This is a genomic window from Georgenia satyanarayanai (assembly GCF_900116375.1).
GTDB lineage: Bacteria > Actinomycetota > Actinomycetes > Actinomycetales > Actinomycetaceae > Oceanitalea > Oceanitalea nanhaiensis.
In genome coordinates this window covers 105,715-129,992 of sequence record NZ_UETB01000004.1, presented here as the reverse complement: position 1 = coordinate 129,992, position 24,278 = coordinate 105,715, and the positions used below count along the sequence as shown (strand labels likewise).

The window sequence follows — 24,278 nt, the reverse complement described above, 5'->3', positions numbered from 1 at the left end:
ACCGTCACGGCCGAGTGGGATCATGGTCCATCGTGACCACGCCCCTGTCCCGCTTCGGTGACCGCGCCCGCCGCTCGGCGTGGGCCGTGTGGCTGACCGGCGGCGGGGTCTACTTCCTCGCCCTCCTCCACCGCGCCTCCCTCGGCGTCGCCGGCCCGGACGCGGTGGACCGTCTCGGCATCACGGCCACCCAGCTCGGCTCGTTCGTCATGGTCCAGCTCGGCCTGTACGCCGTCATGCAGGTGCCCGCCGGACTCGCGATCGACCGGTTCGGTCCGCGCCGGGTCCTGTTCGTCGCCACGCTGGTGCTCGGGACGGCGCAGCTGGGCTTCGCGCTCGCCACCACCTACCCCCTCGCGCTCGCGGCCCGCGGGCTGCTCGGCATCGGCGACGCCGCCGTCTTCATCGCCGTCCTGCGGCTGGCCGCCATGTGGTTCCCCCACCACCGCTACGCCGTGCTCACGATGCTCACCGGGCTCATCGGCATGGCCGGCAACCTCGCCGCCACCGTCCCGCTCGTGGCCGCACTCGGCTGGCTCGGGTGGACGCGCACCTTCGCCATCACCGCCGGTGCCTCGCTCGTCTACGCGCTGCTCCTGCTCCGGCCCGCCGTCGCCGCCCCGTACCGCACGGTTGCCGCCACGGACGTCCCGACCGTGCCCCGGCGGGCCGTCGCAGAGGTGCGCGAGGCGTGGGCACGGCGCGAGACACGACTGGGCTTCTGGACCCACCAGGCCACGATGGCGCCCGGCGTCGTCGTCTCCCTGGTGTGGGGCTACCCCTACCTCACCGCAGGGCTCGGGTACTCCGACGCCGCCGCCGCCTCCCAGCTGTCGATCTTCGTCCTCGGCACGCTCGCGATGAGCTTCGTCGTCGGTCCGCTCGCCGGACGACGGCCGACGTGGCGCTCCCCCATGGCGGTCGTCGTCGCCGTCCTGGGGATCTGCGCCATCGCCCTGCTCGTCCTGTGGCCGGGCGGCCAGCCGCCCCACGGCGTCGTCACCATCGCCTTCGTCATGCTCGCGGTCGGCGGCCCGGGGTCCCAGATCGGCTTCCACATCGCCCGCGACTACAACGCCCCGGTGCGGATCTCGACGGCGACGGGCCTGGTCAACGCCGGCGGGTTCGCGGGAGCGATGATCGCGGCGATCGTCGTCGGACGCGTCCTGGACCTGCGTTCCGGTGGCGCCGACCCCAGCCTGCTCGACTACCGGTGGGCGGTGGCCTCCATCGGGTTCATCGCCGTCGTGTCCACGCTCGCGCTCCTCCTCACGCTCCTCGGGGTGCGGGCGGACATCCTCGAGCGGATGGCCCGCGGGGAGCGTGTGGTCGTCCCGCAGACGGAGCACTGGTGGGACCGCGCCTACCGGCGGGTCACCCGCCGTCCGCGTCCTTCCTGACCGGGCCGGGACCGCTGCACGACGGCGCGGTAGGCGGCCCCGGCGACGAGGACGACGGCGCCGCCCACCACCGCCGTCACCGGCAGGGTCGCGACGAGCGCGAGGCAGCCCGCCACGCCCAGGACCTGCAGCGCCCGCGGGAACCGCCGCCGTTCCGGGGGCTGGGTGAGGGCCGCCGCGTTGGCCACGGTGTAGTAGAGCAGCACCCCGAAGGAGGAGAAGCCGATCGCCTCCCGCAGGTCGACGAGCAGCACGAGGACGGCCACGACGACGGCGAGCACCACCTCGGCGCGGTGCGGCACCCGGAAGCGCGGGTGCACAGCGGAGAGCCACCGGGGCAGGTCCCCGTTCCGGGCCATGGCCAGGCTCGTCCGGCCGATCCCGGCGAGGAGGGCGAGCAGCGCGCCGAGCGCCGCGAGCGCCGCCGCGACGCGCGCGAGCGGCGCGAGCCAGGTCCCGGCGACGGCCTCGGCCACCGGCGCCGTGGAGGCCGCCAGCCGCTCCGGGCCCAGGGCGAGCAGGAGCATGCCGGCCACGAGCGCGTAGAGCACGAGCGCCAGGCCCAGCGCCGCGAGGATCGCCCGGGGGATCGCCCGCTCCGGGTCGCGCACCTCCTCCCCCAGCGTCGCGACTCGCGCGTAGCCGGCGAAGGCGAAGAAGAGGAGGCCCGCCGACTGCAGGACACCCGACCAGGACAGGTCGCCCGGCACGAGCTGCTGCCCGCCGCCGCCCGCCGTGCCCGCCCCGACGCCCACGGCGAGGAGAAGCACCACGACGACGACGGCGACGACCGCGCGGGCGAGCGCGGCGGTCCGGGTGACGCCGGCGTAGTTGACGGCGGCGAGGGCCAGGACCGCGAGCGCCGCGAACGGTCGTTCCCACCCCGGCGGGGCCGCGTAGGCGGCGAAGGTCAGCGCCATGGCGGCGCAGCTCGCGGTCTTGCCGATGACGAAGGACCAGCCGGCGAGGAAGCCGGGCCACGGTCCGAGCCGCTCGCGGCCGTAGACGTAGGTGCCCCCGGACGTGGGGTACTGCGCGGCGAGCTGGGCGGAGGCCGTCGCGTTGCACCAGGCGACGAGCCCGGCGACCGCGAGCCCGAGGAGGAGCCCGGAGCCGGCCGCGGCCGCCGCCGGCGCGAAGGCCGCGAAGACCCCGGCACCGACCATCGAGGACAGCCCGATGACGACGGCGTCCCCCGTGCCCAGCCGTCGGGCCAGGCGGTCCTCACCTGCGCTGTTCACGGCCGTCTCCTCCTCCAGCCGGGCGCGGTGCGCGGCCCGGCCGCCCACGGTAGGTCCACCGGGTGTCCGGACGGTGAACGCGCACCTGCGCCGGGGGCGGCGTCAGGCGCTCCCGACGTCCCGGCGGCGCAGCCCGAGCAGGCCGGCGAGCAGGAGCAGGACGGCCAGCCCGGACATGACGAGCAGCGGGGCGACGGCGGGGTCCGCGTCGGGCACCGCGGGGGTGTGGGCGAGCGGTGAGACGTCGCGGGCCCAGCCCGGCAGCCCGAGGAGGTCCCCGAGGACGGCGACGACCGCCGCCCACACCACCAGCGCCCACGCGAGGCCGGCCGCCCGCGGGACGAGGCCGTACAGCGCCACCGCGAGCGCGCCGACGAGCAGGACCGCGGGCAGGTGGGCGAGGGCGGCGAGGACGAGCTCACCGACCCAGCCGGTCTCACCGGTGGCCAGTGCGACGCCGGCTCCCACGCCGAGCCCGATGAGCACCTGGACGAGGAGGGTCGCAACGAGGACGACGGTGACCCACCGGACGAGGAGGGCGGTGCGCGAGCTGCCCGAGACGAGCAGTCCCTCCACCCGGCCCGCCCGCTCCTCCGCGCGCAGCTGCAGGACCCCGGAGACGACGAGCGCGGCGGGCCCGACGGCGAGGAACCCGAGCATGACCGCCGCGAAGGAGCGGGTGAGGTCGCTGAGGTCGAGGTCGATCCACTCCCCCACCGCGGGGGTGTCGGCGACCATGCCCTCGAGGGAGCTCGCGAGCGTCCCGAACGCGAGCGCGAAGAGGAACAGGGCTACGGCCCAGCCGACGAAGGTGCCGGACACAAGGCGCCGGACGAGGCCGGTGGGTGCGAGCAGCGACCGGGACGCGGCGCCCGGGCCCGGCCGGGCGGGCCGTAGCCCGGCGCCGAGGTCGCGCTGCCGCGCGAGGGAGACCGCGAGGCCGAGCAGCACGACGGTCACGAGGGCCGACACCGCCAACGGCCACCAGCGCAGGTCGACGTAGAGGCGGGTCTGCTGCGCCCACGCGAAGGGCGAGAGCCACGACAGCCAGGAGCCCTGCGGCTCGATGACGTCGCCGATCCCGCGGAGGAGGAACGCGACGGCCACCGTCCCCAGCGCCATGCCGGAGGCGGCCCGGGCGTGCTCGGTGAGCTGCGCCGTGACCGCGGCGACCGCGCCGAAGAGGAGCCCGGTGAGTGCCGTAGCGACGCCGAACGCCACGGAGTCCGCCACGGCCATCCCGGTCCCCACGAGCGCGCCCGTGACGGCGGCACCCACGGCGAGGTTGGCGACCGTGACGGTGAGCACGGCGGCCAGCGCCGGTGCGAAGCGGCCCACGGGCAGTGAGCGCAGCATCTCCAGGCGGCCGGACTCCTCCTCGCCGCGGGTGTGACGCACGACGAGGAGCACGCTCATGATCGCGGCCGGCAGGAACACCCACAGCGAGAGCTCGTTGGCGAGCATCGCGCCGAAGGTGTAGTCGTCCAGCGCGAACGCGGGCCCGGTCATCATCACGGCGGCGGGGCTGTCCATGAGGGCGGCGCGGGCCTGCAGCGCCTGCGCGTCCGGGTAGGTGTCCTCGAGCGTGGCCACCGAGCCGGCGACGAGGGCGGCGAAGGCGAGCGCCCAGATGACGATCTGCCGGCGCGAGACCCGCAGGAACAGGCGCAGCAGCCGGCCCGTGCCGGTGAGGAGCTCACCGCCGTCGGCCCTCGCGTGCGCGGTGGTGGCCGGGGCGGTGCTCGTCGTCGTCATCGTGCGGCCCTCCGCCCTGTGGTCTGGTGCTCGGGCTCGTCGCCGTAGTGGCGCAGGAACTGGTCCTCGAGCGAGGGCGGGGTGATGGTGAGGTTGTGCACGCCGAGCTCAGCGAGCACGGGGAGCAGCTGCGGGACGGCGGTGTCGTCGACGTCGAAGCGGAGCCGGCCGCCGTCGACGGCGAGGTCGTGCACCCCCGGTGCCCGCCGGACGCGGTCGAGGTCCGCCGTCGTCGTGGCCGTGACGGTGGAGCGGGTGAGGTGGCGCAGCTCGGCCAGGGTGCCGCTCTCGACGTCGCGGCCCGCGCGGATGATCGTCACGGTGTCGCAGAGCTTCTCGACCTCGGCGAGGATGTGGCTGGAGAGGAGCACGGTGCGCCCCCGGTCCCGCAGGCGTCGGACCTCCTCGGTGAAGACGGCCTCCATGAGGGGGTCCAGGCCGGAGGTCGGCTCGTCGAGCAGGTAGAGCTCGGCGTCGCGGGACAGTGCCGCGACGAGCGCGACCTTCTGACGGTTGCCCTTGGAGTAGGTGCGCGTCCGCTTGGTGGGGTCGAGCTCGAAGCGCTCGAGCAGCTCGGCGCGCCGGTGGCGGTGGGCGGTGCCCGTCTCGTGCCGGGTGAGGACGTCGATCGCCTCGCCGCCCGTGAGGTTCGGCCACAGGCTCGTGTCGCCCGGGACGTAGGCGAGGCGCCGGTGGACGGCGACGGCGTCGCTCCACGGGTCCCGGCCGAGGACCTGCGCGGTGCCCGAGTCCGCGCGGAGCATGCCGAGCAGGACGCGGATGGTCGTCGACTTGCCCGACCCGTTGGGGCCGAGGAAGCCGGTGACCTGCCCCGCCGGGACGTGGAGCGAGAAGCCGTCGAGGGCGCGGGTGGGACCGAAGGTCTTGACGAGGTCCCGCGCGAGGATGGCGGTGTCCGACATCGTGTCTCCTGTCAGGGTTCGGGTGTGTGGCCGGTGCGGCTCTCGACGTAGGAGTCGAGCAGGGACCGGTCGGTGAGCAACGGCTCGGTGTAGACCTCGAGGAGCGGGCCGACGATGCGCTCGGAGTAGGCGCGCAGCCAGGCGGGCAGCTCGTCGAGGTCGAGGTGCTCCTGCTGGGCGGGCAGCTGGAGGAGCAGGGCGCCGAGCGCCTGCTCGGTGAGGACCCGCGCACGGGCCTCGGGATACCTGCTGGGCCGCACGACGCCGGCCGCCTCCCCCTGCCGGAGGTACTCGACGGCGTCGCCGACGAAGCCGTCGACGAGCTGGGTGGCCAGTGGGCCGCCCGCCTGCAGCCGGCGCAGCACGTAACCGACCACCGGCGCATACCCCTCGACCTGCGCCAGCTGCGTGAGCATCGCCGCCGCTCCGCCGCCACCGCCGAGCACCGGGGCCTTGTTCTCGCGGGCCACCGCCAGGACGTGGGCGTCGCACGCCTCCCGCAGCCCGTCGCGCGAGCCGAAGTGGTGGATGATCAGGCCCGCGCTCACACCGGCGTCCGCGGCGACCGCGCGCAGTGGCGCCGCCATGCCGTCCGCGGCGAACCGGCGGACGGCGGCACGGAGGATCCGGGAGCGGGCGGTGAGCTCCTCGCCGGGCGTTGAACTCATGTTCAGCATGATTAAACGCTCGTTCAATGCGGGTCAAGGGGTGGCTTTCGCAGACGTCCACCTAGAGTGGGACGGTGCCTGCAACCATCAAGGACCCGATCGTCTGGATCGACTGCGAGATGACCGGGCTGGACCTCAGCCGTGACGCGCTCATCGAGGTCGCCGTCGTCGTCACCGACTCCGAGCTGCGGCCGGTGGACGCGGGGATCGACCTCGTCGTCGCGCCGCCCGCCGGCGCCGTGGAGCAGATGGGCGACGTCGTGCGCGAGATGCACACGACCTCCGGTCTGCTCGAGGAGCTCGACGCCGGGCTGACGATGGCCGACGCCCAGGAGCAGGTCCTCGCCTACGTGCGCCGCTGGGTGCCCGAGCCGCGCAAGGCACCGCTGGCGGGCAACTCGGTGGGCACCGACCGCACCTTCCTCGAGCGCGACATGCCCCAGCTCGTCGAGCACCTGCACTACCGCATCATCGACGTGTCCTCGATCAAGGAGCTGGCTCGCCGCTGGTACCCCCGTGCCTACTTCCACTCCCCCCAGAAGCACGGTGGTCACCGGGCGCTGGCGGACATCCTCGAGAGCATCGACGAGCTGCGCTACTACCGCGCCGTCCTGTGGCCCCAGGGCGAGGGCCCGGACACGCCCACGGTCAAGGCTGCCGCCGAGGCGGTGACGTCGAGCCCGACCGCGGCCGAGGTCGCGACGCTGGCCGCGAAGGCGGCCGAGCGGTCTGGTGAGACACGCATCACCGCCCCCTGAGCCACCCGGATTCCACACCGCCGGGGTCCAGCGGCTACAGTGGGTGACTGCTGCGCCTCGCTGAGGCGTGCATGGTGGGTGTAGCTCAGCTGGTAGAGCGCCGCGTTGTGGTCGCGGATGTCGCGGGTTCAAGTCCCGTCACTCACCCCAGTAGGACCGGCGGAATCCCAAGGGAAACCGCCGGTCCTTCTCTTTCAGGTAACACCACCGGGTAACACCGGGGATGTCTGAGGGGCCTGATAGGACCGTCAGGAGCACCCAGGAGGAGCCCCGATGGCATCACTACAGACCCGCACCAACCGCGACGGATCGACGTCCTACCGCGTCGTCTTCCGCCTAGACGGCCGCCAGAAGCCCCTCACCTACGGCACCGCCGCCGCAGCGCAGGACGCCATAGACATCCTCGACCGCCACGGCCCCGCCGCCGGGTACGCCATCCTCGAGGCCCGCTCCCGCACCACCACCGCGCCCACGCTCGCCACGCAGCTGGACACCCACCTTGGCCGGGTCGCCGCCCACGCCACTCCCGGCACCGTCGCCGGGTACCGCCGCGAGGCCGCCCGCACCTGGCTGCCCCGCCTGGGCGACTACCCCCTCGACGCCCTCACCCGTGACCACGTCACCGAGTGGATCACCTGGCAGCGCGGCCAGGAGACCGACCGGTCCCGCCGCGCCCGCGTGCGCGCCTCCCGCGCAGGCCACGCCGAGCCGGCCGCGGTGACCTACTCCCCCAAGTCGATCCGCAACGCCCACTCCCTCCTGTCCGCCGTGCTCGCCTCGGCCGTCGAGGACGGGCACGTGCCCGGGAACGTGGCCCGCGGCATCCGCGTCCCCTCCGACCACGCCGACCGTGGCCGCGTGTTCCTCCTCCCGGACGAGTTCACCGCCATCTACGCCCACATCCCCCACCACTACCGGCCGCTCGTCGCCACCCTGTACGGCACCGGCATGCGGTGGGGTGAGGCCACCGCGCTCCTCGTCGGGTCCATCGAACTCGATGGCGACCAAGGCCTGGTGCACGTGCGGCAGGCGTGGAAGCGCGGTGAGCAGGGCGACTACCTGGGCGCCCCGAAGTCGAGGCGCGCGTTACGCACCATCTCCATCGAGGGCCCCCTCGTAGACCTCCTGCGCGACCATCTGGCCGGGCGCCGACCGGTGGAGTTCGCATTCACCGCACAGGGCGGCGGCAGAGTGTGGGAGCAGGCGTTCCGCCCCCGGGTGTGGCAGCGGGCCGTGGAGGCGTCGGGCATCACGAAGCGCCCAGACCTGCACTCGCTGCGCCACTCGCACGCCTCGAACCTCATCAGGGCCGGGATCCCGCTCACGGTCGTGCAGCGCCGCCTGGGGCACGAGTCCATCAAGACCACCAGCGACATCTACGGGCACCTCGCCCCGGACGCGCACGCGGGCGCCGCGCGCGCCGCTGCCCTGTCGATGGTCGGGGCCCTGCCCGAGCTCGAGGCCTAGGCCCCGCGGTCCAATCGCTCGTAGAGGTCGCACAGCGCGGCGCGCTCCCCCGCCGTCAGCGCGTCGAGGCGCGCCTTGAGCGTGTCGAGGTCTACCCACAGCTCGTCCGCGGCCTCCTCGAGTTCCTCCGTCCAGCACAGGACGTCGAGGAGGTCCGGCATGGCGATGAGCCGGCGTGCCGCGTGCCGGCGTGCCGCTTCCTCCTCGAACGGGGTGCACCCGCCGGTGTGGCCGAGCTCGATGTGGGCGACCTCGTGGGCGATCGTGCAACGCCGCTGAACCTGGGACTGGCGCGGGTCCATGACGATGAGGTCCCGGCCGTTGGTGGCGCCGAGGAGCCCGTCAAGAGGGCGCTAATGCAGGTCGACGTGCGTGAGGGCACGGAGCCGACGCCAGGGATGCCACATGATCGGCAACCGTAGACGTGAGGTCCGACATGCAACGCTGAGCAGCGCTAAGCCAGGCTGGGCAGCGCCGTGTCGCGACAAGTGGCGCCAAGCCATGACAAGTGGTGCCCAGTTGTGACATGCTGGACTTGCCGGCGACAAGAGGTCAGAGTGATCTCTTCCCCTTGTGGATAGCCGGCCATTTTTATGCCGTGCCCCATGGTCGGAAGATCGACTTCACCAGCGGCTCCACATCCTCCTCGTAGTTTGTGAGCTTGCCTCCCACGAGTCGCCGGTGAACGGCCCATAGCGCGTAGTCGGCGACCTGCAGGCCCCAGGTTGTGGCCGCGGGCCAGATACAGAGGGTGATGTCGCGATGCATCTGGTTGCACACGTCGGCGACGGCCTCCTGAGCCGCGACCTTGCGCTTCTTAGTGCCCATCGAGCCGACGATCACGTAGAGGCGATCGTCGGTCGTGGTGACGTTCTGGCAGATGTACTTGAGGTGGAGGTACCAGGCCATCTTGTACAGCCGCATCTCGCCGGCGGCCTTCACGTTGGGGTAGGCGTTCGCCTTCAACAGGAAGGTCGTGTCGATCCGAGGCTCCTGCGTGCGAAGGAGCGCGAACATGCCATTGCGGACCTCCCACAGGTCGTCCTTCGCGTGGAACCCGTTGGCCATGTCGTGACCACGACCAGCGAGGCTGGTCCGCAGGACGTGGCCGTCCCACATCTCCACGCTGTGGTCGCCGTCGAAGATGGCGGTCCCGAAGCCGAAGTACGGGCTGGCGCCCTGTTTGCCTGCTCCGCCGTAGTCGAGGTTCCCCGTCTCGTCTGCGTAGACAAAGATGTCGCGACCGGTCATGCAGGGTCGTCGTTCCCCGAGTCCTGGGACTCCTCACCGGTGATGGTGTCGGGCATGTTCCCGGGAGTGCCGGGGCGTGCAACCCGTGACAGGTCAAGGGTTGCCACTTGATCGTGCCGGCTCAGGGTGTGGACATCGTTGCCGGCACCGCCGGCCTCGGTTCTGGGGGCGGTGTTGCCACCGGACTCACCTTCTTTTCGATTGATTCGGCCTGTGAGCACTGCGAACGCACTCGGCGAGTTTGGACGCTGGTCGTTGACCGACCGCAGTTCCCCGAGGCGGTTGATGATGCGCATCGCCGCAGAGGAGTCAGTGCGAGACAGCGCGCCGTAGGCGCCGCTTCCCATGTAGAGCGCCATCGCGCCCACGATCGCCTGCTCCACGTCTTCGCGAGGCGTCTCGAGTTCGATCGCTCGCTCGATCGCTTTCACGAACAACTCAGTCTCAGTCTGGAGCTCCAACATCTCAGTCGCGATGGCTCGAGCGTCGTCCATGGTCTGGCTGGATCGACTCAGTTCGGCCATGCGCTCGTGCAGCCATCTCGCCGCGTAATCAACCTGCACCTCGTCGGCGGGCAGTCGGGGCGTCTCGCGGAACGGCCGCGGCTCCTGTATCAGGGGCGTGGGGTCCCCGCCCGACAGGGCTGACCGTGCAGAGCCAGGCGTCCACTGTAGGCCGACGTCGAGTTTCCTAAGTGTGGCGTTCGAAGGCTCAGGCGGAAGGCCACCCTCGATCTTTGTGAGGGTGCTGTTCGATGGCCCGCCGGCGCGCCACACGTCGACCTGCGAGAGGCCGAGAGTGTTGCGCCGGTCGAGGACGATCCGCGCGAAGCGCTTGAGGTCGGATGACATGCACCAAAGCCTGCCCGACATCTTTGGCAAACCCAAGCGCTCCGAGGCAAACGACACCAGCGTGAGCAGTGCCGTCCTTGGACTACAGCGCTGTGGTTCTGCAGGTCGGAGCAAGTTTGCCCCCAACCGTCCTTGCGTTGCACTTGGGTTTGCCCTATCTTCGAAGCATGACCACAGCATCGATGCTTCAATCGAAGTACGAAACCGCACGGCGGCGCGTGACACCGCCCCATGTCCCACTTGCGGCCCTTCGCGCGGTCGCCGGGCTCACGATCGATCAGCTGATCGATCGCATCTCGGAGGAACTGCCTCCTGAGGTCAAGCCCCCGACCCGCGGAGGCATCTCTGCCATCGAGAACGGTCACAGGGGCGCATCGCAGCAGATGCTCGACCTCATCGCCGGCGCCTACGGGCTCCCGTCGGGATCCATCACGACCGACTACGTGCCTCGCGCATGGACGGAGGCTGTCTGATGTCCGACGCACTGCGCGGGTGGTTTCGCCAGGGGATCGCCTGACATGGCTACCAACGACGACGTGCTCCTCAGCGGCGAGGTCGCGCTTCTGCTCCGTGTCCCGAAGTCGTGGGTCGAGCAGGCAGCACGCGAGGGACGTATCCCTTCGTGGAAGGCGGGCCGCTACCGCCGGTTCTCCCGCGCCGACATCGAGCAGTGGAAGAAGCAGCAGACCGGCGGGGACCGCCTCGCCACTGACAGGCGCCGGCGCGGACGCCGCCCCGCCTGACCCGAGACAGACCAGTGGCCCGCTCGCCACAACCACCACAGCCGAGCGACGGGCCACCAGACAAGGAGAAGCCTCCCATGAACCCGACACAGACGTCGCCGACGCCACACAGCTTCGATCCGGCCGCGCCCCGCGCGTCCCGTCCCGTGCCCGTCCCGAGCGATGACCCGCTGCGGCGCGTCGCCGACAGTGCACTCCGTGCCATCGTCGAGAGCGCCGACCACCCCCACATCCCGGCGCTCATGCAGTTCACGCTCGCCGATGCCGCCTGGCTGTACGAACAGGGCCGCCCCGACCTCACCGGTGAGGTCCTCGCCGCGTGGGCCGCCGCATCCGCCAGCGCCGGCAGCACGACGGGTGGTGCGTGATGGGCCTCCTCCACGCGATCCGCGACCTCGACCGCGGTGACGGCGACCCCCGCGCCCTGTCCGGCCTCGACGACATCGACCCCGACGTCCTCGCCGAGCTCCTCCCCGCCCGCTCTCGCGACACCACCGAGGAGGCCCGTCGTGGCTGACACCGAGTTCGGGCACGCACCTGACAGCCTCTACGGCCGCCCCGCCCCCGAGGCCCCCATGCTCGGCCGCCTCATCACCCTCGCCGTCGCCGTTGCTCTCTGCACGGTCGGCATCTGCACTGCCGACGGCACCATCTGGCCCGCCGTCATCGCCGGGACCGGTATCGGACTCGTGGCACGCCTCGCACTCGTCATGACCTTCACCAAGGAAAACGACCGATGACCGCCACCGACCCCGCCGTCACCGCCCACCACAACAACGTGGCCGCGTTCGTCTCCCAGCTCGACCGGCGCCCCCGCACCTACGTGGCGCCCGAGCCCGAGGACCGCGAGATCGAGCCCTGCTACTGCGACCACCCCCTCGATGACCACACCGGCCCCGACACCGAATGCCAGCACTGCGACTGCGCCGGGTTCGCCGAGCACACAGAAGTCCGCCTCACCCTCGACACCCTCGACGCCGACGACCAGCTCAACGAAGGCCGCCGCAGGAACAACCTGCCGTCCGCGATCCGGCTCGCACGTCAGCGGGCACGCACCCGCGGCATGTTCCCCAGGGCCGTCCGATGAGCGTCACCTACGAGCTCGAGGCCACTTGGCCCATCACCGACGTGCACCACACGTCCCTCGACGACCTCAAGGCCCAGGCCCTCGCGGACCTTCGCGCCACCCTCGCCGCCGAACAGCTCACCGCCATCGGGAACGTGCTGTGGGGCGTCACCCACGGCGCCCGACCCGAGGTGACCGCCCGCCTCCTCGTCACCGGGGACGCCGGCCGCACCGCCCTACGTATGGCCCTCATCGAAGCGCCCACCCCGACCAAGGAGACGACAGCAGCATGACCACCACCGACGACCCCACCCTCGCGCCCGACGTGCGCGCCAAGATCCTCGCCGACGAGTACACCCAGCTCGCCGAGCAGGCCGACCACATCAAGGACCGCCAGGACCAGATCAAGGCACTCCTCGTCGAGCTCCTCCCCGGCGGCGGCTCGGTCGGGGACTACAAGGTCACGGTCACCCGGCCCCGCCGGCTCGACGCGAAGGCCATCGAGGCCGCGTTCCCCGTCACCCAGCGGCCCGAGCTGTACCGGCCCGCCATCAACACGACCGCGGTGCGCAAGCACATCGCCGAGGTCAACCTCGAGCCGTTCATGGTCGAGGGCGCACCGGTGGTGAAGGTCCAGTGACCACCGACCAGCCCCGCGGCATCGACCCCGACGACTACGAGGTGCCTGACCCGACCGAGGCCGCCGAGCGCGTCCGCGAGTTCATCAGCGCGTGGGGCGACGGCCGCATCGACGAGGTCGACGGGAACGCCCTGTACGCCCGCGACCTCGAGGCCCTCGCGCGCACCGCGCTCGAGGCAACCCCGACGACCGACGGCGCAGCTCTCATCGCAGCCGAGCGTCGCCGTCAGGTCGAAGAGGAGGGCTGGACGCCCGAGCATGACGCCGAGCACCCCGACGGCGTGCTCGCTCGCGCCGCGGTGCGCTACGCGGCCCCCGAGGGCCCGGTCCGCACCCGGGTCGCGCCCGTATGGCCGTGGCCGTGGCACTACTGGAAGCCGACGCCGAACGACCGCGTCCGCGAGCTCGTCAAGGCCGGCGCCCTCATCGCCGCCGAGATCGACCGCCTCGCCATGAACGGAGGCGAGCACCGATGACCGCCGCGACGCTGCCCCCGATCCACGCCCCCTACGTCGGCGGCGACCCGGCCGCCGCGCTGCGCGAGCTCCGGCAGACGATCGAGCACGAGATCGTCAACCAGCCCCGCTCCCTGCAGAAGCGCATCGGCCCGAGCGAGCTCGGCACCCCCTGCGACCACTGCCTCGCCGCCAAGCTCGCCGGCTGGACCCGCACCGACGACGGCGTCCCCTGGCTCCCCTACGTCGGGACCGCCATGCACGCCCAGCTCGAGGAGCTGTTCATCCGCTCCGAGAACGACCGCAACGCCGTCCACACCACCGGCCGCCGGTACCTCGCCGAGCAACCCGTCATGGTCGGCCACATCGGCGGCGAAGAGATCTGGGGCTCCACCGACCTCCTCGACCTGCACGTCGGCATGACCGTCGACTGGAAGCTCGTCGGCGTCACCACCCTCCGCGCCGCCAAGCGCGGCCCCTCCCCCGTCTACCGCACACAGGCCGACCTCTACGCCAAGGGCTGGAACGACGCCGGCATCCGCGTCGACCACGTCGCCATCGCCTACCTGCCCCGCAACGCCGTCTCCCTCAACGACGCGATCTGGTGGACCGCCCCCCACGACCGGGCCCGCGCCGAGGCCGCGCTCGAGCGCGCGAACCGGCTCCACACCAACCTCACCGCCCTCGCGTCCATCTCCGTCGAGGCGCGGGATGCGTGGATCACCGCCCTGCCGCGCGACCCCGGCTGCCATGACTGCTCGCGCTTCCCCGACGGCGCCGGCATCCCCAAGCCCGGCCACCGACCCCCCGGCGACGACCTCGCCGGACTCCTCATCTCCCCGACCGCGCCCGCGGCCGGGGCCACCCCCGCCGCCTGACGCGGCACCACACCAGAAAGAAGCACCCGAGATGTCTCAGACGACCTACGACGCCAACGCGATCCTCATGGGCGGCGGCGCCGGCAACCCCGCCTGGAAGTTCGACCAGCCCAACCCCGGCCAGCCCCGCGTCGGCACCATCACCGAACCGCCGCAGGCCCGCCAGGAGCGCGACTACGACAAGAACAACCCCGGGGCCGGCTCCCCGAAGTTCTACCCGTCGGGCGACCCCATCATGGGGATCCTCGTCACCGTCCAGACCAACGAGCGCGACAACGCCGAGGACGACGGGAAGCGGACCTTTTACATCGAGGGCCGCTACCTCAAGGAGGCCGTCCGCGGCGCCATCCGCGAGGCCGGCGCCCCCGGCCTCGAGGTCGGCGGCCAGCTGCACGTCGAGTTCACGCACCGCGAGGACCCGATGGACAAGCGGTCCCGGAAGTTCTGGCAGATCCGGTACACGCCGGCCGGGAACGCCGCCCTCATGGCCGACCAGCCGACCGCGACCACGCCGCCGCCGGCCGCTGCCCCCGCGGCACCGGCCCAGCAGCCCGCCACCCCGGCACCGGCCGCCCCGCCGGCGGCCGCCGCGCCCCCGGCGGCAAACCCGGCCGCCCAGGCGCAGCAGCTCATCGCCGTCGGCCTCGGCGACGACCAGATCGCCGCCGCCACCGGCCTGGACCTCTCCGTCGTCCAGGCCATCCGCAACGCCGCCTGACCCCGTTTCCCGGGGGCGGTGCCGACTTCCCCGCGGCACCGCCCCCACCACCCCGGAAGGAGCACCACCCCATGATCGACGACCCCGTCATCCGCCCCTTCGCCGACTGGCTCCGCGAACAGCAGTCCGGCCGCACCCACGACGAGCTCTCCCAGAACCTCCGCGACCTCGTCAGCGCCGTCGTCGACACCGGCAAGAAGGGCACCCTCACGCTCCAGATCACGGTCGCCCCGTTCGACCGCGCCGAGGGCGACGCCCTCATCGTCTCCGACGCCGTGAAGCTCTCCCTCCCGCAGCACGACCGCCGCAAGTCGATCTTCCACGCCGACAAGCACCACAACCTCACCAAGGACGACCCCGCGGCCCTGCCGTTCGACTCCCTCCGCGAGGTCCCAGCCCCCCGCCTCACCGACACCGAGGCCCACCCGAAGGAGCAGCACGCATGACCACCACGACCGACAACCGCGACCGCGCCCTCGGCAGCACCGACGAGCGGGTCGAGGGCGACGTCGTCGCCGAGCTCGCGCAGGCCGCCACCACCCCGCAGCCCATCGGTGAGCCGGACGAGAACCGGTTCTACGCCATCACGACCCCGCTCGGTGGCACCACCAACGTCGTCGACCTCGACGAGCTCCGCGAGCCCCTCAACCCGTACCCGTCGCGCAAGCGCGGCATCGTCACCGTGCGCGACGCCGACTCCTTCAACGCCTACCTCGACCGCCACTCCACCGTCCACACCGAGGTCTGGGCCGACCGCGAGCGCGGCCAGATCGTCGGCGTCATCAACGGGCACGCCCCGAAGGCCGACGGCAACCCCGGGCATGGCGACCACCGCGTCACCCTCGCGCTGCGCAAGACCCCTTCCTGGCAGGCGTGGGAGCAGCTCAACGGCAAGATGCTCGGCCAGGCGCAGTTCGCCGAGCACATCGAGGACCGGCAGATCGACATCGTCGATCCGAAGCCCGCCGACATGCTCGAGGTCGTCCAGACCTTCAAGGCCGCGAAGAAGGTCGACTTCGAGTCCAGCCAGCGGCTCTCCTCCGGCGAGGTCGTCCTCGAGTACCGCGAGACCGTCAACGCCCAGGCCGGGAAGAAGGGGCAGCTCACCATCCCCGAGCGGTTCACCCTCGGCCTGCAGCCCTACGACGGCTCCGCCGGCTACAAGGTCACCGCCCGGCTGCGGTATCGCATCAACGACGGCCACCTGCTCCTCGGCTACGCCCTCGACCGCCCTGAGGACGTCCTCGAGGAGGCGTTCAACGACGTCGTCGACGAGGTCGAGGGCGGCATCACCGCGCCGCTGTTCCGCGGCTGGCCCGCCTGAACCTCACGGCACGTCCGCCCCGAAGCAGCCACACCCCTCGTGCGAGTCGAGGGCGGGGCACCACCCACCGACCACCCACGATCACGACGACGAAGGGACCGCGGCCTTGAGCGCGAACCTCACCATGACCGACCTGTTCTGCGGAGCAGGCGGCTCCTCCACCGGCGCCATCGGCGTCCCCGGAGTCACCGTCCGCCTCGCCGCGAACCACTGGGACCTCGCCATCGAGACCCACAACGCGAACCACCCAGACACCGACCACCTGCAGGCCGACATCTCCCAGACCGACCCGCGCTACGTCCCGGCGACCGATCTGCTCTGGGCCAGCCCCGAGTGCACGAACCACTCCCGCGCGAAGGGCCGCAAGCTCCACCGCCAGCCCGACATCTTCGGTGAGGTCCTGCCCGACGAGGCCGCTGAGCGCTCGCGGGCGACGATGTGGGACGTCGTGCGTTTCACTGAGGCCCACGAGTACCGGGCGATCCTGGTGGAGAACGTCGTCGAGGTCGTCGACTGGTCGAGCGCCCACGGCATCCGCGGCGGGCTCTTCGACTCGTGGCTCGCCGCGATGCACTCGATGGACTACCAGCACCGGATCATCAGCCTCAACAGCATGCACGCGCAGGTGATGGGCCTCCCCGCGCCGCAGTCTCGCGACCGGGTGTACATCGCGTTCTGGCGCAAGGGCGAGCGGGCCCCCGACTTCGAGCGCATGCAGCGCCCCCGCGCGTACTGCCCCAGCTGTGACGAGGTCGTCGACGCCATGCAGGCGTGGAAGCGTCCAGGGACCCGCACCGGCCGGTACCGCACCCAGTACGTCTACCGCTGCCCCAAGGTCTCCTGCCGCGGCCAGCAGGTCGAGCCCGGCTGGCTCCCCGCGTCCTCGATCATCGACTGGTCACTCCCCGGCACCCGCATCGGGGACCGCGGCCGCCCGCTCGCGGAGAAGACGATGCGCCGCATCCAGATGGGCATCGACCGCTACTGGGCGCCCCTCACCGTCGAGGCGGCGGGGAACACCTACGACGCCACCAACCCCCGCCACCCCGCCTACGGCCGCGAGGACGGATACATCCGCGCGTGGCCGGCCAGCGACCCGCTGCGCGCCGTCCACACCACCGTCTCCAAGGGCATCGCCTACGACCCGCTGATGGTCCCTGCTGGCGGCACCTGGAATGACGACGCCCGCCCGACCAACGAGGTCGCACGCACCCGCACGACCCGCGAGACCGAGGGCCTGGCGTTCCCGCCGTTCTTCGCCGAGCTCCGCGGCGGTGGCTCCGTCGCCCGACCAGCCTCCGAGGCGCTCGCGACCGTCACCGCCTCCGGCAACCATCACGCTCTCATCCACCGGAACAACGGCGGCGGCGCCGAGATGACGACCCCGGCCACCGAGCCCGTCCGCACCGTCACCACCGCCGGCCACCAGTCCGTGCTCACCGCCCAGCGCCCGACCGTGAACGTCGACGACGTCTACTTCCGGATGCTCGAGCCCCACGAGATCAAGCAGGCCATGGCCTTCCCCGCCGACTACGTCATGCGCGGCAACCGCCGTGAGCAGGTCAAGCTCTCCGGCAACGCCGTCACCCCACCCGCCGCCCGCGACCTCATCGCCACCGTCGTCTCCGCCATCACCGGGCAGGCCGCTTGATGTGCGCGGGCAGCAGCTACAGGTCCCCTCAGCCCTTCGCGGGCATGGCAGTCGTCCACGACTCTTCGGCCCCCTCCGGGTCCCACTTCCAACGGATCGTCACCTGTCTGCCGGAACCACCGAAGCCGAACGCCAGAAAGAAGGTGACCGACGCACGAGGGTCGAGTCGGTCCCAGCGGTATGGCCCTCGGTGGATTGAATTCTCCGGGGCCTCCAAGACGACGTCGTACACAGGCTGCGTCGCGCCGTTGATCAGGCTGTACGTGTCCCCTCGGAAGTGCGACACCGACCACGGCGCCACGCGATTGCGGACGTCGACGACAGCGATCGCGCCTGGCGTCGCTTTCGTCTCCATCAGTTCGACCTGCCGCCGCATGTATTCCACCTGCGCCTCAGCGGCGTCCGCTTGCCGTTCCGTGGCGTCCTTTTGCCCCCGCGAGTACGCCACTGCGACCCATGCAGCTGCTCCGGAAGCCAGCGAGATCACCACAGCCGCCACAGGGATCCAGACGGTCACCAGTTCAGTCATGCCCGGAGGCTACCGATGACCACCCCACCAGCTCTCCTCGACACCGCCCTCGCCTGGCACGCCGCCGGCGCTTCCGTCGTACCCACCCGCACCGATGGCTCCAAAGCCCCCGCCGCGTTCTGGGCCCAGTACCAGCAGCAACGCCCCGACGAGCAGCAGCTCCGCACCTGGTTCGCGTCCGGCGACTACGACGGCTTCGGCATCATCACCGGCGTGGTGTCCGGCAACATCGAGATGCTCGAGATCGAAGGCCGCGCCACCCACCTCGCCGCCGAACTCGCCACCGCCATGACCGACAACGGCCTCGCCGACCTCTGGCGACGCGTCACCGCCGGCTACCTCGAGACCACCCCTTCCGGCGGCTACCACTGGCTCTACCGTGTCGACGGCCAGATCCCCGGCAACACCAAGCTCGCCCGCCGCCCCTCCACCCCCCAAGAGTTCGACGAGCACATCGCACGCCTGCGCGCCGACGCCCAGACCGACCCCAACGACGACGTCCGCGCCCGCCGCCTCGCCACCATCGACCGCCTCACCCCCGCCCGCGTCCCCCAAGTCCTCATCGAGACCCGCGGCGAAGGCGGCTTCACCGTCCTCGCCCCCAGCTCCGGACGCACCCACCCCACCGGCAAGGCCTGGACCCACCTCATCGGCGGCCCCGACACCCTGCCCACCATCACCCTCGACGAGCGCGAAGCCCTCCACGCCGTCGCCGCCATGTTCGACCAGATGCCCCCCGACGACACCCCGGCACCGGTCGCGCGCACCGCAACCACTTCCCCGCGCCCCGACGACGGCGACACCCTCCGGCCCGGCGACGACTACAACGCCCGCGCCACCTGGGACGACATCCTCACCCCCCACGGCTGGACCAAGGGCCACCGCCTCGGCCCCGGCCACGGATGGACCCGCCCCGGCAAGAGCCCCCGCGACGGAATCTCAGCCACCACCGGCCAGAACGACGGCGACAACCTCTACGTCTTCACCACCTCCACCGTCTTCGAAGAAGGCCGCCCCTACTCCAAGTTCGCCGCCTACACCCTCCTCGAGCACGGCGGCGACTACCCCACCGCCGCCCGCGAACTCGCACGCCAGGGCTACGGCCGCCGCGCCGAACGACCACGACCAACCCAGCCCACCGACGACCTCGACGGCATCCTCCTCCCCACCACCCCAGCCACCGACGGCGCCACCGCCCTCGCCCCACACACCGAACAGTCCCCGCGGCCCCAGCTCACCGTCGTCCAGCCCACCACCTACACCGAGACCGACGACGGCAACGCCCTACGCCTCATCGACACCCACCACGACCACATCCGCTACATCCCCCAGCGCGGACAGTGGCTCACCTGGCACGGCCACCGCTGGACCTGGGACGACGCCGGCCACGTCCGCGAGCTCGCACGCAACATCGCCCGCACCCTCCCCGACGACGACAAGCCCGCCGAGAAGCACCGCAAGTACAGCCTCTCCCGCCGCGGCATCGAAGCCATGACCGCCCTCGCACAGAGCGACCCACGCGCCGTCACCCACCTCGCAGCCCTCGACGCCCGCCCCTACGAGCTCAACACCCCCGCCGGCGTCGTCAACCTCCGCACCGGCCACCTCCACCCACCAGACCCCGCCGCACTCCACACCCGCACCACCACCGTCGCCCCCGACCCCCACCAGCCCACCCCACGCTGGACCCAGTACCTCGCCGACACCTTCGCCGGCGACCCCGACACCATCGTCTACGTCCAGCGCCTCCTCGGCGTCTCCCTCGTCGGAACCGTCCTCGAACAGCTCCTCCCCTTCGCCTTCGGCCCCGGCGCCAACGGCAAGAGCGTCCTCTTCGAGACCGTCCAAGACCTCGCCGGCATCGGCGACAGCGGCTACGCCGCCTCCATCCCCGCCGACATGCTCGTCGCCCGCGCCCGCGAAGACCACCCCGCCACCATCGCCCAGCTCGCAGGCGTCCGCATCGCCATCGGCGGCGAACTCGAACAGGGCGCCCGCTTCGCCGAGGCCAAGGTCAAGCAGCTCACCGGCGGCGACCCCATCAACGCCCGCTTCATGGGAAAGAACCCCTTCACGTTCGTCCCCACCCACACCCTCTGGCTCCACGCCAACCACGAACCAGAAGTACGCGCCGGCGGCGAAGCATTCTGGCGCCGAATCCGCCAAATTCCATTCCTCCACACCGTCCCCGAAGAAAAGCGCGTCAAGAACCTCCGCGAAATCCTCGTCAACGAAGAAGGCCCCGGCATCCTCTCCTGGATCCTCACCGGCGCCGCCGACTACTTCACCCACGGCATCACCACCCCCGCCTCCGTCACCGCCGCCACCGCCAGCTACCAGCACGAGACCGACACCGTCGCCCAGTTCGTCGAGGAACGCTGCGAGACCGGCCCAGCGAACGCACAGCACATGCACGTGCGAACCACCACCCTCCGCCAGGCCTACGAGACCTGGTGCCACGCCGAGGGCCTCGAGCCTGTCTCCGCCCGCTCACTCACCCAGCAGCTCAAGGCCCGCTACAGCGTCGCCTCCAGCCGCTCCAGCCAGGCCCGCTTCTACGACGGCATCCGCCTCACCGAAGCGTCATCCGACGACGACGATCCGTCACCCGAAGTGTCATCACCCGGCTCCGAGTACGGCTGGTGACCCCCATGAGCCTCCACCTAAGTGTCATTCCCGGAGAAGTGTCACCCAAGTGTCACCTCGCATCGCCGCAGGTCAGCCCCTATGTCGTGACGCTTATGACGCTTGTGACACTTCTTCACACCCCAAAGCCCCTAACGCGCGCGCATACACACGGGTGTGGCGGCAACCGACTTCACAAGAAGTGTCATCCGTCATCCGGAGCGGACCGATGAGCCGCCTCCCCACCTACGTCCAGACCGCCATCGAGACCCGCCTAGGCCTCCCCCTCGGCCTCGCCGCCGGCTACGCCAAGCCCGGCTGGTGCCCCCGCTGCGGCCGCGCCGTCATCGCCGGCTACGACGCCCCCGCCATCGCCACCCTCGCCATCGTCGACCCCCACCCCGCCACCCCCCTCGAGGAAGCCGCCGCGATCATCCTCGGCCTCCCCACCTGGCAGCTCCACGGCACCCCCGGCCGCCACCAGCTCTCCGGCCGCACCTGGCCCGGCATCCGCCCCATCACCCGCCACCGACCCGCCACCGAATGCGTCGTCGTCATAAAGCACCGGTGCGGCTTTCGCCCACTCGCCACCGGCCCACCCATTCCCACGACAAATACCACTAACCACGGATTCCCCGAAAACCCCCCGTACTGAAAGGCCCCGAAATGCACGTCGTCGGAATAGACCTCTCCCTCACCGCCACCGGCATCGCCCACGCGTACACCGGCGGCACCACCGTCGACACCATCACCAGCAAGGGCACCGCCGACGCCACCCTCCCCGCCCGCGCCGCCCGTCTCGACCGCCTCACCACCACCATCCTCGACAACCTCGGCGACGCCCAGCTCGTCGTCCTCGAGTCCCCCTCCCTCGGCCAGGCACGCCAAGGCGGCCAGCTCGACCGCCACGGCCTGTGGTGGCTCGTCGCGCACGCCCTCCACCGCCGTGGCTACCCCACCGCCACCGTCACCCCCGCCGGTCGCGCCAAGTACGCCACCGGCAAGGGCAACGCCCCCAAGGACGCCGTCCTCCTCGCCGTCGCCCGCCGCTACCCGACCGTCGAGGTCGTGAACAACAACGAGGCCGACGCGCTCGTACTCGCCGCCATGGGCACCCGACACCTCGGCCACCCCATCGACGACATGCCCCTCACCCACACCGCGGCCCTCGACGCCGCCCACTGGCCCACCCAGGAGCAGCCATGATGCTCACCACCAGCGACGTCCACACCATGGTCACCCAGGGCATCCGCGCCCGCTTCGGCAGGCTCGTCGACCCCGAAGCCGTGTTCAACACCTGGCTCGAGGCCCACGACCAGGCCGTCATCAACGCCGCCCACGCGTTCGACAGCCTGGCCCGCGACTGCGGCATCAGTCAGGCAGAGGTGGCGACCAGCCTGGCCGCTCTCGGTGAGCAGCTCGCCGAGATGGAGGCCAACCCGCTGGCGACCCTCATGGAGCCCCCCGCCGAGAACCATCCTCATGAAGGGCGGGTGTGACCATGGCGCAGCAGTGCAGCGCGACCGCGAAGTCCACCGGGCAGCAGTGCGCCCGTCAGGCCATCGCCGGGGGCACCGTGTGCCGCGTCCATGGCGGGGCCACGCAGCGTGCGAGGGCCGCTGCGGCGCGGCGTGTGGCGGAGCAGCAGGCGCTCGCGGCGGTGACGACGTTGGGGCTGCCGCGTGACATCAGCCCGACGGAGGCGCTGCTCGAGGAGGTGCGGTGGACGGCGGGTCACGTGCAGTGGCTGCGCGGGAAGGTGCAGGAACTCGAGCAGCAGCCGTCGCGTGAGGTCGAGGACTCCGACGGTGAGCTCGCCGACCTGGGTGGCCAGCACTCGCTCGTGTGGGGTGTCACCCGGGAGAAGACCGGCGGTGATGATCGTGGCACGACGCAGGAGGCCGCCCCGTCCATCTGGTACGTGCTGTACGAGCGGGAGCGGAAGCACCTCGTCACCGTCGCCTCCGCGGCGTTGAAGGCCGGTGTGGAGGAGCGCAGGGTGCGGCTCGCCGAGTCGCAGGGCGCTCTCGTCGCCGGTGTGATTCGCCGGGTCCTGGACGGCATGCTCGAGCAGCTCCTCGCCGCCGGCATGGCGCCGGGGATGCGGGACGTGTGGCAGGAGTCCGTGGTGGAGATCGTGCCGCGCGAGCTTCGGGCGTTGGCCGCGGGAGGTGGGGCGCCGTGACCGCGCACGAGTTCCTCGACTGGGCGCTCGGCATCTACGCCGGCCTCATCGCGATCGTCGCCGCCGCCATCGCCCACGACATCGCCACCGAACACCAGCACCACGACCGCGAAGGGGACTGACCCACATGACCGAGCACCTGCACATCTGGACCGTCCCCGACGAGCACGGCACCTGGACCTGCGCCACCTGCCCCGAAACCTCCCCCACCTGCATCGTCCACCGCCCATCCGACGAGCCCGACGAGGGCCACCCCACCGGCACCTCCCTCCCCATCTGCGCCCGCTGCCTCGAGCAGGAGCAGCAGCTCCTCACCGACATCGTCACCGCCCGCGACCGCATCGCCCATGACCCGCCATCCCCGGTGCGCGCCATCGCCTACGACCCCACGAACGTCGGCGGCAGCCCCTCTGAGGCCACCATCCCCCACGACCTCGGCCGCGACATCGACGACTGGTACTACCAGGCCCGCGGCGTTCGCTCCCCCGCCGGCGTCGACGACGTCCTCACCGAGTGGGCCGACGCCTGGGCCGAGAAGTCCGGTGACCCGGGCGCCAGCACCACCGCCCCCGCGAACTACCTCAGCGCCCACCTCATCTGGGCCGCCAACCACCCCGGCCCCGCCGCCTGGGACGACTACCGCACCGAGATGCGCGAGCTCCTCCACACCGCCCAGGCCTTCGACCCCTACCGGCCCCAGCGCACCGGAGAGTCCTGCATCGAGTGCGGCGGCCACCTCGTCCGCGAGTGGCGCCGCGACGGCCTCGGGGACGACATCACCTGTGAGACCTGCGGCATGCACTACAGCGACGCCGCCTACCGGATGGCCGCGCGGATCCGTCTCGCCGACGCCGCACGCCTCGACCCCGACACCCTCGTCACCGTCAAGGACGCCGAGGCCGCCCTCCCCGACGCCCGGCCCGGCACCCTGCGCGTGTGGGCACACCGGGCCAAGCGCGACCACGCGGAAGGCACGACCACCGCACCCGTGCCGATGCGCGGCAAGGACCGGTCCGGTCGGCCCCTGTTCCGCCTCGGCGACCTCCGCGACGCCCTCGGCGTGTCGATGGTTGCGCCGCGGGACAGAGTCTCGTAACGTTCGCCTCGGACAGGTGTCTCTAGACACCGGGTCGAACGCCCCTCCCGCCCC

At 71.7% G+C, this 24,278-nt stretch carries 31 protein-coding genes, 1 tRNA gene and 1 pseudogene; 25 read left to right on the top strand and 8 right to left on the bottom strand.

Features of this window, described 5'->3' with window-relative positions; all coding sequences use genetic code 11:
• Window positions 1–32: 32 nt before the first annotated feature.
• On the top strand, window positions 33–1,400 hold the full coding sequence (locus tag DSZ44_RS07880; protein WP_181424571.1) for an MFS transporter: 1,368 nt from the start codon (window positions 33–35) through the stop codon (window positions 1,398–1,400).
• Here the strand turns inward: DSZ44_RS07880 and DSZ44_RS07875 are convergent.
• From DSZ44_RS07875 to DSZ44_RS07860, 4 genes are all read right to left on the bottom strand, one after another.
• Window positions 1,364–2,641: an APC family permease gene (locus DSZ44_RS07875; RefSeq protein ID WP_258369311.1), complete on the bottom strand. Its 1,278-nt coding sequence runs from the start codon at window positions 2,639–2,641 to the stop codon at window positions 1,364–1,366. The genes DSZ44_RS07880 and DSZ44_RS07875 overlap by 37 nt on opposite strands.
• 102 nt (window positions 2,642–2,743) lie before the next feature.
• Window positions 2,744–4,396, bottom strand: a complete 1,653-nt coding sequence (locus tag DSZ44_RS07870) for an ABC transporter permease (RefSeq protein ID WP_258369310.1) — start codon at window positions 4,394–4,396, stop codon at window positions 2,744–2,746.
• Window positions 4,393–5,319: an ABC transporter ATP-binding protein gene (locus DSZ44_RS07865; protein ID WP_110852064.1), complete on the bottom strand. Its 927-nt coding sequence runs from the start codon at window positions 5,317–5,319 to the stop codon at window positions 4,393–4,395. The genes DSZ44_RS07870 and DSZ44_RS07865 overlap by 4 nt, the downstream gene beginning before the upstream one ends.
• Before the next feature lie 11 nt (window positions 5,320–5,330).
• Window positions 5,331–5,987 carry a TetR/AcrR family transcriptional regulator gene (locus tag DSZ44_RS07860; protein ID WP_110852188.1) on the bottom strand — a complete coding sequence of 219 codons (657 nt, stop codon included), beginning with the start codon at window positions 5,985–5,987 and terminating at the stop codon, window positions 5,331–5,333.
• A 74-nt stretch (window positions 5,988–6,061) separates the two neighbouring features.
• Here DSZ44_RS07860 and orn point away from each other — a divergent pair, with 74 nt between their 5' ends.
• From orn to DSZ44_RS07845, 3 genes are all read left to right on the top strand, one after another.
• Window positions 6,062–6,745 carry an oligoribonuclease gene (orn, locus tag DSZ44_RS07855; protein ID WP_220035134.1) on the top strand — a complete coding sequence of 228 codons (684 nt, stop codon included), beginning with the start codon at window positions 6,062–6,064 and terminating at the stop codon, window positions 6,743–6,745.
• Between the two features lie 74 nt (window positions 6,746–6,819).
• A tRNA-His gene (locus tag DSZ44_RS07850) sits at window positions 6,820–6,895 on the top strand.
• A gap of 123 nt (window positions 6,896–7,018) precedes the next feature.
• Complete coding sequence (locus DSZ44_RS07845) at window positions 7,019–8,212, top strand: tyrosine-type recombinase/integrase (protein WP_110852063.1); 1,194 nt, start codon at window positions 7,019–7,021, stop codon at window positions 8,210–8,212.
• Here DSZ44_RS07845 and DSZ44_RS07840 read toward each other — a convergent pair.
• The 3 genes and pseudogenes from DSZ44_RS07840 to DSZ44_RS07830 form a co-directional block, all read right to left on the bottom strand.
• A pseudogene (locus DSZ44_RS07840) lies at window positions 8,209–8,526 on the bottom strand (ImmA/IrrE family metallo-endopeptidase); the annotation flags it as partial. The gene DSZ44_RS07845 and the pseudogene DSZ44_RS07840 overlap by 4 nt on opposite strands.
• Before the next feature lie 277 nt (window positions 8,527–8,803).
• On the bottom strand, window positions 8,804–9,463 hold the full coding sequence (locus tag DSZ44_RS07835) for a DUF3800 domain-containing protein (RefSeq protein WP_110852061.1): 660 nt from the start codon (window positions 9,461–9,463) through the stop codon (window positions 8,804–8,806).
• Window positions 9,460–10,314 (bottom strand): helix-turn-helix domain-containing protein, encoded by an 855-nt coding sequence (locus DSZ44_RS07830; RefSeq protein WP_181424570.1) that lies wholly within the window; start codon window positions 10,312–10,314, stop codon window positions 9,460–9,462. Before DSZ44_RS07830 ends, DSZ44_RS07835 begins: the two co-directional genes overlap by 4 nt.
• Before the next feature lie 167 nt (window positions 10,315–10,481).
• Between DSZ44_RS07830 and DSZ44_RS07825 the strand changes: the two genes are divergently transcribed.
• From DSZ44_RS07825 to DSZ44_RS07765, 14 genes are all read left to right on the top strand, one after another.
• The gene (locus DSZ44_RS07825; RefSeq protein ID WP_220035133.1) at window positions 10,482–10,787 is read left to right on the top strand and encodes a helix-turn-helix domain-containing protein; all 306 of its coding nucleotides are present in this window, start codon (window positions 10,482–10,484) and stop codon (window positions 10,785–10,787) included.
• Window positions 10,788–10,832: 45 nt separating this feature from the next.
• The gene (locus DSZ44_RS07820; RefSeq protein ID WP_110852059.1) at window positions 10,833–11,057 is read left to right on the top strand and encodes a helix-turn-helix domain-containing protein; all 225 of its coding nucleotides are present in this window, start codon (window positions 10,833–10,835) and stop codon (window positions 11,055–11,057) included.
• 77 nt (window positions 11,058–11,134) lie between these two features.
• Window positions 11,135–11,425 carry a hypothetical protein gene (locus tag DSZ44_RS07815; RefSeq protein ID WP_110852058.1) on the top strand — a complete coding sequence of 97 codons (291 nt, stop codon included), beginning with the start codon at window positions 11,135–11,137 and terminating at the stop codon, window positions 11,423–11,425.
• Window positions 11,425–11,574: a hypothetical protein gene (locus tag DSZ44_RS18250; protein ID WP_181424569.1), complete on the top strand. Its 150-nt coding sequence runs from the start codon at window positions 11,425–11,427 to the stop codon at window positions 11,572–11,574. The genes DSZ44_RS07815 and DSZ44_RS18250 overlap by 1 nt, the downstream gene beginning before the upstream one ends.
• A complete protein-coding gene (locus DSZ44_RS07810; protein ID WP_110852057.1) occupies window positions 11,567–11,797 on the top strand; it encodes a hypothetical protein in 231 nt (76 codons plus the stop codon). Before DSZ44_RS18250 ends, DSZ44_RS07810 begins: the two co-directional genes overlap by 8 nt.
• Window positions 11,794–12,144 carry a hypothetical protein gene (locus tag DSZ44_RS07805; RefSeq protein WP_110852056.1) on the top strand — a complete coding sequence of 117 codons (351 nt, stop codon included), beginning with the start codon at window positions 11,794–11,796 and terminating at the stop codon, window positions 12,142–12,144. Before DSZ44_RS07810 ends, DSZ44_RS07805 begins: the two co-directional genes overlap by 4 nt.
• Window positions 12,141–12,416: a hypothetical protein gene (locus DSZ44_RS07800; protein WP_110852055.1), complete on the top strand. Its 276-nt coding sequence runs from the start codon at window positions 12,141–12,143 to the stop codon at window positions 12,414–12,416. The genes DSZ44_RS07805 and DSZ44_RS07800 overlap by 4 nt, the downstream gene beginning before the upstream one ends.
• The gene (locus tag DSZ44_RS07795) at window positions 12,413–12,763 is read left to right on the top strand and encodes a hypothetical protein (RefSeq protein WP_110852054.1); all 351 of its coding nucleotides are present in this window, start codon (window positions 12,413–12,415) and stop codon (window positions 12,761–12,763) included. The genes DSZ44_RS07800 and DSZ44_RS07795 overlap by 4 nt, the downstream gene beginning before the upstream one ends.
• A complete protein-coding gene (locus DSZ44_RS18535; RefSeq protein WP_220035132.1) occupies window positions 12,760–13,239 on the top strand; it encodes a hypothetical protein in 480 nt (159 codons plus the stop codon). Before DSZ44_RS07795 ends, DSZ44_RS18535 begins: the two co-directional genes overlap by 4 nt.
• Window positions 13,236–14,096: a hypothetical protein gene (locus DSZ44_RS07785; protein WP_110852053.1), complete on the top strand. Its 861-nt coding sequence runs from the start codon at window positions 13,236–13,238 to the stop codon at window positions 14,094–14,096. Before DSZ44_RS18535 ends, DSZ44_RS07785 begins: the two co-directional genes overlap by 4 nt.
• A gap of 31 nt (window positions 14,097–14,127) precedes the next feature.
• Entirely contained in the window at window positions 14,128–14,814 is a 687-nt protein-coding gene (locus tag DSZ44_RS18070; RefSeq protein ID WP_146237500.1) for a hypothetical protein, read from the top strand.
• A 71-nt stretch (window positions 14,815–14,885) separates the two neighbouring features.
• The gene (locus tag DSZ44_RS07775; protein WP_110852051.1) at window positions 14,886–15,260 is read left to right on the top strand and encodes a YfdP family phage-associated protein; all 375 of its coding nucleotides are present in this window, start codon (window positions 14,886–14,888) and stop codon (window positions 15,258–15,260) included.
• Complete coding sequence (locus DSZ44_RS07770) at window positions 15,257–16,138, top strand: YfdQ family protein (RefSeq protein WP_110852050.1); 882 nt, start codon at window positions 15,257–15,259, stop codon at window positions 16,136–16,138. Before DSZ44_RS07775 ends, DSZ44_RS07770 begins: the two co-directional genes overlap by 4 nt.
• Before the next feature lie 106 nt (window positions 16,139–16,244).
• Entirely contained in the window at window positions 16,245–17,789 is a 1,545-nt protein-coding gene (locus tag DSZ44_RS07765) for a DNA cytosine methyltransferase (RefSeq protein WP_258369308.1), read from the top strand.
• A gap of 28 nt (window positions 17,790–17,817) precedes the next feature.
• Here DSZ44_RS07765 and DSZ44_RS07760 read toward each other — a convergent pair whose 3' ends face one another.
• Entirely contained in the window at window positions 17,818–18,318 is a 501-nt protein-coding gene (locus DSZ44_RS07760) for a hypothetical protein (RefSeq protein ID WP_110852048.1), read from the bottom strand.
• 15 nt (window positions 18,319–18,333) lie between these two features.
• On the opposite strand from DSZ44_RS07760, the gene DSZ44_RS07755 reads away from it, so the two are divergent.
• From DSZ44_RS07755 to DSZ44_RS07730, 7 genes are all read left to right on the top strand, one after another.
• Entirely contained in the window at window positions 18,334–20,964 is a 2,631-nt protein-coding gene (locus DSZ44_RS07755) for a phage/plasmid primase, P4 family (RefSeq protein WP_110852047.1), read from the top strand.
• A 208-nt stretch (window positions 20,965–21,172) separates the two neighbouring features.
• Window positions 21,173–21,598, top strand: coding sequence for a hypothetical protein (locus tag DSZ44_RS07750; RefSeq protein ID WP_110852046.1), 426 nt, complete (start codon window positions 21,173–21,175; stop codon window positions 21,596–21,598).
• An 11-nt stretch (window positions 21,599–21,609) separates the two neighbouring features.
• Window positions 21,610–22,149: a hypothetical protein gene (locus DSZ44_RS07745; protein WP_110852045.1), complete on the top strand. Its 540-nt coding sequence runs from the start codon at window positions 21,610–21,612 to the stop codon at window positions 22,147–22,149.
• Window positions 22,146–22,442, top strand: a complete 297-nt coding sequence (locus DSZ44_RS07740) for a hypothetical protein (protein ID WP_110852044.1) — start codon at window positions 22,146–22,148, stop codon at window positions 22,440–22,442. Before DSZ44_RS07745 ends, DSZ44_RS07740 begins: the two co-directional genes overlap by 4 nt.
• Window positions 22,443–22,444: 2 nt before the next feature.
• The gene (locus DSZ44_RS07735; RefSeq protein WP_110852184.1) at window positions 22,445–23,128 is read left to right on the top strand and encodes a hypothetical protein; all 684 of its coding nucleotides are present in this window, start codon (window positions 22,445–22,447) and stop codon (window positions 23,126–23,128) included.
• On the top strand, window positions 23,125–23,250 hold the full coding sequence (locus DSZ44_RS18750) for a hypothetical protein (protein WP_258369306.1): 126 nt from the start codon (window positions 23,125–23,127) through the stop codon (window positions 23,248–23,250). Before DSZ44_RS07735 ends, DSZ44_RS18750 begins: the two co-directional genes overlap by 4 nt.
• Before the next feature lie 5 nt (window positions 23,251–23,255).
• Window positions 23,256–24,224: a hypothetical protein gene (locus DSZ44_RS07730; protein WP_110852043.1), complete on the top strand. Its 969-nt coding sequence runs from the start codon at window positions 23,256–23,258 to the stop codon at window positions 24,222–24,224.
• Window positions 24,225–24,278: the final 54 nt, after the last annotated feature.